General features: G+C 70.2%; 13 protein-coding genes. 6 read left to right on the top strand and 7 right to left on the bottom strand.

Annotation, left to right across the window (positions count from 1 at the left end; genetic code table 11):
- Positions 1–9: 9 nt before the first annotated feature.
- Positions 10–651 (top strand): uracil phosphoribosyltransferase, encoded by a 642-nt coding sequence (gene upp / locus VV01_RS01010; protein ID WP_050668259.1) that lies wholly within the window; start codon positions 10–12, stop codon positions 649–651.
- 98 nt (positions 652–749) lie between these two features.
- Here the strand turns inward: upp and VV01_RS01005 are convergent, their stop codons facing one another.
- The 3 genes from VV01_RS01005 to VV01_RS00995 all read right to left on the bottom strand — a co-directional run bounded on the left by VV01_RS01005 (position 750) and on the right by VV01_RS00995 (position 3,608).
- On the bottom strand, positions 750–1,997 hold the full coding sequence (locus VV01_RS01005; protein ID WP_050668258.1) for an MFS transporter: 1,248 nt from the start codon (positions 1,995–1,997) through the stop codon (positions 750–752).
- Positions 1,994–2,557, bottom strand: coding sequence for an ArsR/SmtB family transcription factor (locus VV01_RS01000; RefSeq protein ID WP_050668257.1), 564 nt, complete (start codon positions 2,555–2,557; stop codon positions 1,994–1,996). The genes VV01_RS01005 and VV01_RS01000 overlap by 4 nt, the downstream gene beginning before the upstream one ends.
- A 76-nt stretch (positions 2,558–2,633) precedes the next feature.
- Positions 2,634–3,608: a small ribosomal subunit Rsm22 family protein gene (locus VV01_RS00995; RefSeq protein WP_050668256.1), complete on the bottom strand. Its 975-nt coding sequence runs from the start codon at positions 3,606–3,608 to the stop codon at positions 2,634–2,636.
- Positions 3,609–3,717: 109 nt separating this feature from the next.
- Between VV01_RS00995 and VV01_RS23720 the strand changes: the two genes are divergently transcribed.
- The 4 genes from VV01_RS23720 to def all read left to right on the top strand — a co-directional run bounded on the left by VV01_RS23720 (position 3,718) and on the right by def (position 6,983).
- Positions 3,718–3,888 carry a hypothetical protein gene (locus tag VV01_RS23720; RefSeq protein WP_197274965.1) on the top strand — a complete coding sequence of 57 codons (171 nt, stop codon included), beginning with the start codon at positions 3,718–3,720 and terminating at the stop codon, positions 3,886–3,888.
- 5 nt (positions 3,889–3,893) lie between these two features.
- Positions 3,894–4,811 carry a PH domain-containing protein gene (locus VV01_RS00990; protein ID WP_050668255.1) on the top strand — a complete coding sequence of 306 codons (918 nt, stop codon included), beginning with the start codon at positions 3,894–3,896 and terminating at the stop codon, positions 4,809–4,811.
- 66 nt (positions 4,812–4,877) lie between these two features.
- Positions 4,878–6,365, top strand: coding sequence for an amino acid permease (locus VV01_RS00985; RefSeq protein WP_050668254.1), 1,488 nt, complete (start codon positions 4,878–4,880; stop codon positions 6,363–6,365).
- 39 nt (positions 6,366–6,404) lie between these two features.
- Positions 6,405–6,983: a peptide deformylase gene (gene def / locus VV01_RS00980; RefSeq protein ID WP_050668253.1), complete on the top strand. Its 579-nt coding sequence runs from the start codon at positions 6,405–6,407 to the stop codon at positions 6,981–6,983.
- 500 nt (positions 6,984–7,483) lie between these two features.
- Here the strand turns inward: def and VV01_RS00975 are convergent, their stop codons facing one another.
- Genes VV01_RS00975 through VV01_RS00965 form a run of 3 tightly spaced genes read right to left on the bottom strand, consistent with a single transcriptional unit; the run spans position 7,484 to position 10,103 of the window.
- On the bottom strand, positions 7,484–8,248 hold the full coding sequence (locus VV01_RS00975) for an energy-coupling factor ABC transporter ATP-binding protein (protein WP_050668252.1): 765 nt from the start codon (positions 8,246–8,248) through the stop codon (positions 7,484–7,486).
- On the bottom strand, positions 8,245–9,033 hold the full coding sequence (gene cbiQ / locus VV01_RS00970; protein ID WP_231635124.1) for a cobalt ECF transporter T component CbiQ: 789 nt from the start codon (positions 9,031–9,033) through the stop codon (positions 8,245–8,247). Before cbiQ ends, VV01_RS00975 begins: the two co-directional genes overlap by 4 nt.
- Before the next feature lie 5 nt (positions 9,034–9,038).
- Complete coding sequence (locus VV01_RS00965; protein ID WP_050671643.1) at positions 9,039–10,103, bottom strand: energy-coupling factor ABC transporter permease; 1,065 nt, start codon at positions 10,101–10,103, stop codon at positions 9,039–9,041.
- A gap of 62 nt (positions 10,104–10,165) precedes the next feature.
- On the opposite strand from VV01_RS00965, the gene VV01_RS00960 reads away from it, so the two are divergent.
- Complete coding sequence (locus tag VV01_RS00960) at positions 10,166–11,020, top strand: SMP-30/gluconolactonase/LRE family protein (protein WP_050668251.1); 855 nt, start codon at positions 10,166–10,168, stop codon at positions 11,018–11,020.
- Between the two features lie 25 nt (positions 11,021–11,045).
- Here the strand turns inward: VV01_RS00960 and VV01_RS00955 are convergent, their stop codons facing one another.
- On the bottom strand, positions 11,046–12,473 hold the full coding sequence (locus tag VV01_RS00955) for a hypothetical protein (RefSeq protein WP_050668250.1): 1,428 nt from the start codon (positions 12,471–12,473) through the stop codon (positions 11,046–11,048).
- Positions 12,474–12,533 lie beyond the last annotated feature (60 nt).

Genomic DNA, 12,533 nt, shown 5'->3' with positions numbered 1-12,533 from the left:
GTCTGGCCCATGCGCGTCATCGTCGCGGACCACCCGCTCATCGCCCACAAGCTGACGTACCTGCGCGCCAAGGAGACCGACTCCCCCACGTTCAGGCGCCTCGCCGAAGAGCTGATGACGCTGCTCGCCTACGAGGCGACCCGCGACGTGCGCACGGAGCCGTTCGAGATCGAGACGCCTGTCGCGCCGACCACCGGCATCAAGCTGGCCAACCCCAAGCCTCTCGTCGTCCCGATCCTGCGGGCCGGGCTCGGCATGCTCGAGGGCATGGTGCGCATGCTGCCGTCGGCCGAGGTCGGCTTCCTCGGGATGGCCCGCAACGAGGAGACGCTCGAGGCCGTCACCTACGCCAACCGGCTGCCCGACGACCTGTCCGGCCGGCAGTGCTACGTCATCGACCCGATGCTCGCCACCGGCGGCACACTCGCGATGTCGATCCGATACCTCGTCGAGCGCGGCGCCGACGACATCACCGCGGTGACGCTGCTGTGCGCACCCGAGGGGATCGAGGCGCTCAAGAAGCAGATCGGTGACCTGCACGTGCCGGTCACACTGGTCACGGGCGCCATCGACGAGCGGCTCAACGAGCACGGCTACATCGTCCCCGGCCTCGGCGACGCGGGCGACCGCCTCTACGGCGTCGCACAATGAACCCTTGATCTCGGCTCCTCCTCCGGTCGGACTCGCAGGCTCGCCCGAGCCGGCATCGTCGCCGAGATGAGCCCTCCGTCCACGATCGAACCCAACGCCTACCCGGCCAGCGAACTCGCCTCTGTCGCAACGGGTTTCACGCGTCCGAGGTTGCGGACGCTTGGCACGAGGAGGATCCCGAGGGCGATGACGGTGTAGGCCACGCCGGTGACTGCGACGATCCTGCTCGGATCGGTCGCCGTGGCCAGCCAGCCGAACACCGTCGTCCCGATCGGGATCGCGACGAACGAGCCGAGCATGTCGTAGGACCACACCCGCGACTGTGCGTGCTCGGGCACGTTCTCCATCATGGCCACGCTCCAGCCGGTGCCGAAGGCCTCGGTGCCGACGCCTGCGACGAACGCGATCGGCATGAGCAGCAGCGTCATCGGCCGCACGCCGAGCACGAAGATCGGCGCGCCCATGAGCGCGACACCGATCATCCCGGACCGAAGCGGTCGGTTCAGCTGGGTCCGCATCAGCACCAGCGTCATCACGATCGCCCCGGCGGCCTGGGCGCTCAGGACGAGGCTCCAGCCGCGTACGCCGAGGGTGGGATCGGTCTCGGCGATGTAGGGGCCGAGCACCGCCCAGGCGCCGGCCGTCATGGCGTTGAGCACGCCGAAGCCGACGACGATCACCCACAGCCAGGTCCGCGAGGCGAACTCCTGCCAGCCCTCACGCAGGTCGGCCAGCATCGACTCACCGCTGTGCGCAGCGGGCGGCAGCGCGATGCGAGCCAAGGCCACGATGGCGATGACGTAGGTCAGCGAGTCGACGGCCAGGGCCCAGCCGCCACCGGGGCCGGCCACGATCAGGCCGGCCACCACCGGGCCGAGGATCTGCGTGCCGTAGCGCGCGAACGACATCAGCGCGTTGGCCTGCTGCAGGAGTCTCGGCTCGACCAGCTGAGGGACCAGCCCCTGCATCGACGGCATCGTGAAGGCCGACACTGCGCCGTTGACGCACTCGATCACCAGGATCATCGGGATGGTCGCGACCCCTGTGATGATGAGCGCCGCGACGCTGCCCTGGGTGATGGCGGTCAGGGCGTGCGACACCTGGATGACCCGACGGCGCGACATCCGGTCGGCGACGACACCTCCGATGAGCAGGAAGACGACGAGCGCGACCATGCGGCCCGTCATGACGGTCGCGAGAGCGCTCGCCCTCTTGTCGACGTGCAGTACGGCGAACGCGAGCGCCACCGGCGCCATCGACGAACCAGCGAGCGATGTGGCCCGCGCGATGAAGAACCACCGAAAACGCTTGTCCTGCAACGCTTCCCACGACTCGGCCATCTTCATCGGGCGGCCTTCGTGTCGTCGTTCATCTCGAAGAGGAACGCCTGCATGTTGACCTTGATGGTGCCTTCGGCGCGGGGGCGCTGGGCCTCCTGATGGACGAGGGCGCTCGCCTCGTGGACGAGTGAGGCGACCTTGCCCCACACCTCCGGGGTCACCCACAGCTCGGCGTCGGTGATGTTGCCCTTGCCGCCCGGCTTGCGGTCGCGGATCCGTCGGCGCAGCTCCTGAGCGATCGCCTCGATCTGCAGCTGCCAGTCGCCGGGGTCGAACGTCGACCCGCCGCTCCCGCCCCGAGCGGCACGGTCGGCCTCGCTGAGGTAGGCGTACTTCTTGGCCACGCCGCCGCGCACGCTCTCGGTGCCGACCTCCTGCACGTGGCCGGACCGGGCCAGCACCCGCACGTGATAGCTCGCGTTGGCCTGCGTGATGTCGAGCTCCCGGGCGATCTCGGCCGCGCTCATCGCGGCGCCGGTGAGCAGCGACAGGATCTGCAGCCGAACCGGGTGAGCCACAGCCCGCAACGCCGACGTCTGCTCGTCGGCCTCATCTCCCAAAGACATGTTTGGAAGTATGGGCAACCGGCCGTCGTACCGTCAAGCACTTCTTTGGCAGTTCGCCGACAGAGCGGGTGGAGCGTCAGGAGGGGTCGGGCGGCCAGGCGTCGCCCCAGGCCACGTCACGCGCCGCCTTGTACGCGGGCCCCTGCCGCTTGCTCACGACCTCACGCCCCGCGGAGCCATCCGGCCGGCACAGCTGCAGCTCGACCAGCCCCTTGCGCTTGACCGGGTGTCGTACGACGCGCGCCGCGCCTCCCGGCGACGGCGCCTCTCCCGGCCGGACGGCGAGCACGTAGGAGAACTTCTCGTCCTCGTGGCTGAGCTCGCCACCCTTGACCTTGCGGTGCAGCGCCGACCGGTTGACCCGCGCCGCGAAGTGACACCAGTCGTCGACCGCGAGCGGGCAGCCGAGCGCGTGCGGGCACGGAGCGATAACCTGCCAGTCGGCGTCGATCAACGCCGCACGCGCCGTGAGCACCCGCCGGTGACCGTCCGGCGTACCAGGCTCGACGACCAGGACCGCGCGCTGCGCGGCACCCGTCGCGTCGTCGACCACCCGCTGCTGCTGCGACGGCGAGAGCTCGCTCAGGACGTAGGACACCGTGACCAGGTCGCCCGCAGGCACCGGCTCGCCGAGCCGCCAGGTCCGCCAGTCGGCCCGCGGCAGAGTGTCGCCCGCGAGGTCGCGACCGAGCCGGTGCGCCTCGGCCACCTGCTCGAGCACGGTCGCCTGCGCCAGGCCCGGCAGCACGTCCGCCGCAGCCCACACCGACGCACCCGTGCCACCGCCCAGGTCGACGAGCGACTCGACCGCACCCAGCCCGGCGTCGAGCCCGTGCAGCAGGGCCAGGCGGACGGCGGCGTACGTCGCAGGCATCCGGTAGACGGCGTACGCCAGGACGTCCGCGCGACTGCTGAGGATCGGGCTGTCGGCGGCCGCGACGGTGCGATATCGGGCGCTGAGCCGTTCGACGGCGGCCGTCACCGCTACCGTGGACGCGCCGGACGACGCGCGTTCGAGAGCAGCGCGCAGCTCGGTGGAGATCTCGCTCATGGCGCCTGTGAGCGTACGCCGGTTCGCGCGTCTCCCATGTCACTCCAGTCACAGGCACCACATCTGTGGCAGGATCAGCCCCGGCCCATGTCACCCACGGAGGAACCCGATGGCGAAGATCAAGTCGTTCGTCCCCTGGGTGGTGCTTGCGTTCGTCGTCTACGCGGTCGTGACATCGCCTGACAAGTCCGCCGATCTGGTGCGCAACGTCTGGTCGATCCTGTCCGACGGCGTCACCAACATCGGCAACTTCTTCGACAACATCCTGAACGGCGGCTAACGCCCGTGGACGGCGTCAACCGGCGCGCCGTCGAACGACTGGCGCCCTACCGGCTCCCCAAGGAGAAGGTCGTCGTCGCCATGCAGGAGCACTGGGCGGCTCGCGTCGAACCCGTGGCGACCACGATCTTCGGGTTCTTCCTCGTCATCACGATCGGCACGATCGCACCGGCCCGCATGGGCCTGCTCACCAACGCCGCCTGGTGGCTGTGGTTCGTCCTGGCGATCCGCATGGCCTGGGTCATGGTCAACTGGCACTTCAGCTGGTTCGTCGCCACCGACAAGAGACTGCTGCTGCTCTACGGCATCATCACGCGCAAGGTCGCGATGATGCCGATGGCGCGTGTGACCGACATGTCCTACACCCGCTCGCCGCTCGGCCGCGTCCTCGGCTACGGCACGTTCGTCCTCGAGAGCGCCGGCCAGGACCAGGCCCTGTCGACCATCCACTGGGTCCGCGACCCCGACGAGACCTACCGCCTGATCTGCAGCCAGATCTTCGGCGGGTTCGACCCGGCCGAGGACGGCCCCGAGGCCGCCGGCGGCAAGCCCGGCACACCCGGCAACGGCGGGCCGACCCGCGGGCCCGGCGGACCTGGCGGCTCTGGCGGACCCGACCGGCCGGGTGGCGCGCCCGACCCGACCCTCGTCCGCGACCGGCCGGCTCCCGAGGCCGACGAGGAGGTCGAGGTCACCGACGTCCCGATCCACCACCTCGGTCGCTACCTCGAGAACGACGACGAGCGGACCCCGCTGCGCGACCGGATCCGGACGCCCTGGCACCGCCGCCACCAGTCGCGCGTCTCGCCCCGCGTCGTACGCCGAGCACGCGACCACGACCTCGCCGACGCCGAGTCCGACCCGGGCTGGACCATCTCGCGCGAGGACGTCTCACCACACCACTCCGTGGGACACACGGACTGACTCGCCAGTAATCCCTCCGATGTGGCTAGCCTGGCTCGCCGACTCATCGCCCGAAGGGAGCCACGCATGAGCGTCATGCGGACGAAGTCGATCGAGCAGTCGATCGGCGACACCACCGAAGACCACGAGTTCCAGCTCAAGAGACGGCTGACCGCCCTCGACCTGACCCTCTTCGGGATCGGCGTCATCATCGGCGCCGGAATCTTCACGACCACCGGCCGCGCCGCCCAGGAGCTCGCCGGCCCCGCCGTGGTGATCTCCTTCATCGTCGGCGCGGTCTGCTGCGGTCTCGCGGCCCTCTGCTACGCCGAGCTGGCCTCGACCGTGCCGGTGAGCGGGTCGGCGTACACCTTCTCCTACGCCACGCTCGGTGAGCTGATCGCGTGGATCATCGGCTGGGACCTGTTCCTGGAGCTCATGCTCGGCGCGTCCGTCGTGGCCCAGGGCTGGAGCCAGTACTTCACCGAGCTCATCAGCCACGCCGACTGGACGCTGCCCGCATCCGTGGCGCCCGGGTCGAGCTTCGACCTGATGGCGTTCCTGCTCGTCGCGGTGCTGACGGCGCTGATCGCCTTCGGCATCAAGGAGTCGCTGCGCGTCAACATGGCGCTGGTGTTCCTCAAGCTGTTCATCGTGCTGTTCGTGATCATCGCGGGCATCGGTTTCATCGACAAGGACAACTACAGCCCGTTCATCCCCGAGTCGACCGAGGCAGCCGCCAAGACCGGCATCCACCGCCCTGTGTTCGACACGATTCTCGGCCTGGACCCGGCGGCGTTCGGTGTCATGGGCATCTTCACCGCGGCATCGCTGGTGTTCTTCGCCTACATCGGGTTCGACGTCGTCGCGACCACGGCCGAGGAGGCCAAGAACCCGCAGCGCGACCTGCCCATCGGCATCATCGCCTCGCTGATCATCTGCACCGTGCTCTACGTCGCGGTCTCGCTGGTGATCACCGGCATGGTCAAGTACAGCGACATCGACCCCAAGGCGGCGCTCGCCTCGGCGTTCACCGACGCCGGCAAGGGCGGTTACGCGACGATCATCTCCGCGGGCGCGGTCGCCGGTCTGTGCACCGTCGTCATGACCCTGATGATCGGCGCCACCCGCGTGCTGTTCGCGATGGCCCGCGACAACCTGCTGCCCAAGGGACTGGCACACACCCACGACAAGACCGGTACGCCGGTGCGCCTCACCCTGGTCATCGGCACCATCGTCGCGCTGGTCTCCTCGCTCACGCCGATCGGCAAGCTCGAGGAGATGGTCAACATCGGCACGCTGTCGGCGTTCGCCCTGGTCTCGCTGGCGATCCCGATCCTGCGCAAGCGCCGCCCCGACCTGCAGCGCTCGTTCAAGGTGCCGTTCTCGCCGGTGCTGCCGATCGTGTCGGCGGTGATCTGCACCTACCTGATGCTCAACCTGTCGATCGAGACGTGGCTGCGGTTCCTGGTCTGGATGGCGCTCGGGTTCGTCATCTACTTCGCTTACAGTCGTCATCACGCCAAGCTCGGCCGCATCGACTCGGACACCGATCCGGACTACCTCAAGGCCTGAGCACCGCCCACCATCACTGACCGGAGGTCACGCGCCACCATGGCCGTTCGTCCCATCACCATCATCGGCCACAAGGCGCTGCACCAGCCCACCAAGAAGGTCCGTGAGATCACCGACGAGGTCCGCACGCTCGTCGCCGACATGTACGACACGATGGACGCTGCCAACGGCGTCGGCCTGGCCGCCAACCAGGTCGGCGTCCGGCAGCGCATCTTCGTGTACGACGTCCCGGGCGAGGAGGACGGCGTCGCCGACCAGCGTGGCGTCGTCATCAACCCGGTGCTCGAGAAGGGTCCGGTGCCGCCGGGCGAGCCCGACCCCGAGGACGGCTCCGAGGGCTGCCTGTCCGTGCCGGGCGAGCACTTCCCGACCGCGCGTGCCGACTGGGCCCGTGTCACCGGCACCGACCTCGACGGCAACGAGGTCGTGATCGAGGGCACCGGCCTGCTCGCACGGGCGCTGCAGCACGAGACCGACCACCTCGACGGCAAGCTCTACGTCGAGCGGCTCACCCCGACGCTGCGCCGCGAGGCCCGCGAGGCCGTCAAGGACCGCGGCTGGGAGGCCGCCCGCCTGACCAAGTGGGACCCGGCCACGCAGAAGGCCGAGAAGGTCTGATCACCGCCGGGCGAGCCCGACCGCTGGTTGAGCCGGGCGAGCCCGAACGCTGGCTGAGCCAGTCCGCTGGTTGAGCCGGGCGAGTCCGACCGCTGGCTGAGCCATTCCGCTGGTTGAGCCGGGCGAGCCCCACAGGGCGAGCCCGAGTCGAAACCGGGTGACCACGTGCACCTGAGTCTCCCCGTATGGCACCAGGTTTCGACACGCCCCTCGCCTAGCGGCTCGGACCGGCTCAACCAGCGAGCGCACGGCTCGACCAGCGAGCGCACGGCTCCGACCAGCGAGCGCGCGGCTCCGACCAGCGGTCCCCGTCAGGCACCCCCTCAGCGCTCGCTGTGCAGTGGTTCGTGTGGTGAACCACTGCCTGCGCGCTGGCTCACCACACGAACCAGTGCACAGTCCTCCACGAACCCACCCGCCCACGAGAGACGGACCCCGCACATCCACCCCGCCGGTCGAACCACCCGCCGGTCGAGCCGGGCGAGCCCCACCGCCGGCGGTCAGGCGCCGGGGACCGAGAGCGGGTCGAACCCGTAGGGCAGCTCGAGCCGGTGCTGGTGCAGCAGCGCGGTGTCGGCCAGCAGCTCACGCGTGGGGCGCTGCGCGACGATGCGCCCGTCGTCCATCAGCGCCGAACGACCGCACAGCTCCAGGGCGTACGGCAGGTCGTGCGTCACCATCAGCACCGCCACGGGCAGCGACTGGATGATCTCGGCGAGCTCGCGCCGGGCGGCCGGGTCGAGGTTGCTCGACGGTTCGTCGAGCACGAGCAGATCGGGGTCCATCGCCAGCACGGTCGCGACGGCGACGCGGCGACGCTGACCGAACGACAGGTGGTAGGGCGCGCGGTCGGCGTACTCCTGCATGCCCACGGCCGTCAGCGCCGACTGGACGCGCTCGCGCAGCGCCTCGCCCTTGAGCCCGAGGTTGGCCGGTCCGAACGCGACGTCGTCACCGACGGTCGGCATGAACAGCTGGTCGTCGGGGTCCTGGAAGACCATGCCGACACGGCGACGTACCTCGGCGAGGGTGTCCTTGGCCAGGCGCAGACCGCCCACCTCGACCGAGCCGGTGCCGGTGCCGCCCGCGACGGAGCCGAGGATGCCGTTGAGGTGCAGGACGAGCGTCGTCTTGCCGGCGCCGTTGGGCCCGAGCAGGGCGACGCGTTCGCCGGCCTCGACTGTGAGATCGACGCCGTAGAGCACCTGGTGGCCGTCGGGGTAGGCGAACCCGAGCCGGCTCACCTGCAGCGCGGGCGCTGTCATGCGAGCACCGCGACGACAAGGGCGACCAGCGCCGCGACCGGCAGCGCGAACGCCGTACGCCACTCGGTGGCGGTCGTCGTACGCCCCGAGAGCACAGGCATGGGCCCGTCGAGACCGCGGGCGAGCATCGCGCGATGCACCCGCTCACCCCGCTCGTACGTGCGCACGAACGTCGAACCCGCAGTGCCTGCAACGGCTTTGAGCGCCGAGGCCCGCCGACCGCTGCCCCCGCGTGCGAGCCGAGCGATGCGCGCACGCTCCAGGTCGTCGCTCGCGATCGCGAGGTATCGCACCGCGAACGCGATGATCGACACGAGAACCGTTGGCAACCGGAGCTTTTCGAGGCCGACCAGCATGTCGCGCGACTCGGTCGTGGCGGCGAGGACGATGGCCGCGACAACGCCGAGCGTCGCCTTGGCGAGCAGCAGCGCGCCGCCGACCAGCCCCGACCGTGACACCGAGAGTCCGAGCACGTCGACCTGCGGGCCTGATGCGACGAACGGCATCAGCAGCGCGAACACCACGAACGGCGTCTCGACGAGCATTCGGCGCGCAACGGTCGCGAGCGGCAGCCGCGCGATCACGACCACTGCGGCGAGCAGGCCGGCGTACGCGACGAACGCGGGCCAGGCCGAGGCCGGCGTCGCCACCACGACCACCACGAACGCCAGCAGCGCGACGAGCTTGGCCTGTGCGGGCAGCCGGTGGACAACGGAGGCCCGACGCACGAGCAGCGCGTCGGCGCCGCGCGCTGGCACGGCGCCGATGGCATGGGTGGCCGCCACGCGAATCAGCCTGCGACCGTTGAGGACTCGCGCTCGGCGACCTCGTCGCTCGCCGGGCGGGTACGACGGATCAGCCACGCGACAGCGCAGCCGACGAGCACGGTCAGCGCGACGCCGATGAGGCCGGCGAGCCCGCCGGAGAGGAACGAGTTGGAGACACCGCTGACGGCGTAGTCGGCCATGGGTCCGCCCGCGACGGCGGAGTCCTTGCCCTCGAAGCCGAGCTGCTCACCGACGTACTCGAGGCCGTCGGGGTGTGAGCTGGCGAAATAGCTGAGGCCGAACGCGACGACCGCGCTCGCGGCGAGCGCGATGCCGAGGCCGCGTCGGCCGAGCGGGCGGGTACGACGCGTGCCCGGCTGGGCGGAGTCGGCGGCCACGGTCGTGCGCTCACCGTCGGCGCCGACCAGCTCGAGGTCACGGCGCAGGTGGCGCGCGACGAACACCAGGTCGGGCCGGGACGACAGCACCGCGCTGAGCACGGCCGTGGTGATGAGCGCCTCGCCGATGCCGATGAGGACGTGCCAGCCGATCATCGCCGTGGCGACCTTGCCGACCGGGATCTCGACCGAGCCACCGATCGCGTAGATGCCGGTGAACACGACGGCCGCGGCAGGCACCGCGATCAGGGCCGCGACGAACGCCGACACCGACACGCTGGAGGTGCGCTCGGGCAGGACGCGCAGGAGGGCCCGCATGACGGCGTACCCGACGACGACGGTGACCACGCCCATGACCGAGATGTTGGTGCCGAGCGCGGTGAGACCGCCGTCGGCGAAGAACACGCCCTGGATGAGCAGCACGACCGTCATACACAGCAGGCCGGTCCACGGACCGACCAGCGCCGCAGCGAGCACTCCCCCGAGGAGATGCCCGCTCGTGCCTGCCCCGACGGGGAAGTTGACCATCTGCACGGCGAAGATGAACGCCGACACCAGGCCCGGCAGCGCCGGCCCCGACTCGCGGATCTCGGGCGCCGCCTTGCGCAGGGCGAACGCCACAGCACCGGCCGCGACGACTCCGGTCGCCGCGGAGGTGGGCAGGTCGATAAATCCGTCAGGGACGTGCATGGTGCCCACCCTCTCGCCACTTGCGACATGTTCGCAACTGGCCACCTGGATAGGCTCGTCACATGCGCGCCGAAGCCGTCTCCCAGCCGCACGCGTTCCACGCCGAGGGCCCCGTCTGGTGGCCCGACGGTCGGCTCCGTTACGTCGACCTGATGAAGGGCGACGTGCTCGCGCTGAACGACGACGGCTCGGTCGAGCGGGTCCACGTCGGCACCGTGGCCGCCGCCCTGCGCCCGCGTGCCGGCGGCGGCGCGGTCGTCGCGCTCGAACGCGGTTTCGCCCTCGCCTCACGCGACGACCTGTCCGACCTGGAGGCGCTGCCCGAGCTGTGGAACGGCGACACGGTCCGGTTCAACGACGGCGGCACCGACCCGGCCGGACGGTTCTACTGCGGCACGATGGCGTACGACGAGACGCCCGGTGGCGGGTCGCTGTTCCGGCTCGATCCCGACGGCTCCACCACCGAGGTGCTTCCGTCGGTGACGATCTCCAACGGCCTCGGCTGGTCACCCACAGGCGAGACGGCGTACTACAACGACACCCCGACCCATGCGATCTCGGTGTTCGACTGGAGTGCCGGTGAGGGTCTGAGCAACCGCCGGCCGTTCGTGACGCTGCCCGACGACGAGCCGGGCAACCCCGACGGCCTGTGCGTCGATGCCGAGGGCGGGGTGTGGGTCGCGCTCTACGGCGGCTCGGCCGTCCACCGCTACACGCCGGACGGGCAGCTCGACCAGGTGGTCGAGCTGCCCGTCACCAACGTCACGGCCTGCACCTTCGGTGGCGCCGACCTGAGCACGCTCTACATCACGACGACGCGTGAGAACGTTCCCGACGGCGAACAGCCTTCTGCCGGAGCGGTTTTCACGTGTACGCCGGGTGTGGCCGGCCTGCCCGCGCTCCCCTTCGCGGGCTGACCGACCACTGCTGGTCGAGCAGGCGTCAGCGGACGGCGTACGACACGGCCTTGACCTGCGCGGTCGTGCGCTGGGCGTCGAGGCCGGGGCCTGAGATTTGCACGGTCCACGCAGCGTGGCTCTTGTCGAACCACCCGCGCCCGCCGTCGTTCTCGCGCATCAGCAGCTCGCGCTTGTCGTTGCAGTAGTAGCGCATGATGTAGCCATCAGCGCGGACCCGCCCGCCACCGCCGAAGAACGGCTGGCAGGTCGTGCCGTCGGCGAGCACCACACCCCACGGCACCTCGTTCGCGACCTCGTGCGCCGTCGTCGGCTTGGTCAGGTTGAGCAGGTCGACGTGCTTGCGGTACGGCGAGGCCACGCACGCGGCCTGGTGATCGGCGAGCGCCCAGCACGCGTCGTACCCGGCGGCGTTGGCGCCACAGATGAAGATGCCGCTGCTCCTCGCGACCGGGCTCGACTCGCTGCCGTCGCAGCTCTCACCGGTCTTGGTGCTGGTCCAGCCCGCGGCCAGGTGACCGTTGACGACCGGGTTGATCGAGCGGATCTGGGTGCGGCTCACGGACGGGCCGCCGCCGTTGTCACCGCCCTCGTCACCACCGGTCGAGGCGCCATGCCCGGTGTGGACCACGACGTCGGTCATCACAGGCTTGCCGCCGCGCACCCGGATGACGCCCGTACGACGCGAGTCGGTCGAGCCCTCCAGCGGCTGGAATGCCTTCCAGGTGACGTTGAGTCCGCTGCGGCCGGCCGACCACGAGGTGACCCGGGCCTTGCCGTAGAACGCGTCCTTGTTGGCGAGGTGAGCGAGGTCGATCGTGCCGAGGACCCTCCAGTCCTGCCCGTAGACCACGATCACGCTCGGCCAGGTCACGCCGCCCGCGTCGCAGAAGAACTCGACCACCATCTCCTTGCGGCCGTCACCGGTCAGGTCGACCAGCGCGGGCTTGGAGCCGGGGTTGTAGTACGTCATGCCGACGCCCGGCATGTTGGCCTCGACGTTACCGAGGTGGCCGCGCATGTTCTTGCCGTTCTTGAGCGTGCCGGCCGGGTTCTGACACATCGCCGGATAGGGCGCGTTTTTGAGCCCGTCGAGGGTCAGCCCGCTGCCGCGGGTCGTGCTCTTCGATCCCGAGTTCCCCTGGGAACCCTGTGCGTTCGAGGACGAGGCGTTGTTGTCGGTCGCGCTCGGAGCACTGCGCTCGACGCCCGTCCCGCCGTCGTCGGACGTGCCTGCTGCAGAGCTGGTGCTTGGCGCAATCGACGTGGCGGGCGCTCCGGGCTGAGCCGACTCGACAGGGCTGGACGCGCTGCCCGCGGCACCGGCCGGCGTACTGCTGCTGGCCGCGACCGGTACGGACGGACCTGCCGCATCCTTGGACTCCTGGCACGCCGCGAGCGTGAGGCTCGTGCTGAGTGCGAGGCCGGCGATGACGATGGACTGACGCTTCATGATGTTCCCCCTTGGCGTTGGCCGGCTCCCCGTCCGGCTTGCATGATGAGGACGGCCCGC

The sequence above is a fragment of the Luteipulveratus halotolerans genome (genome assembly GCF_001247745.1).
Classification (GTDB): domain Bacteria; phylum Actinomycetota; class Actinomycetes; order Actinomycetales; family Dermatophilaceae; genus Luteipulveratus; species Luteipulveratus halotolerans.
Note: the sequence above shows the minus strand (reverse complement) of the source record. Positions and strands in the feature narration are given on the sequence as shown.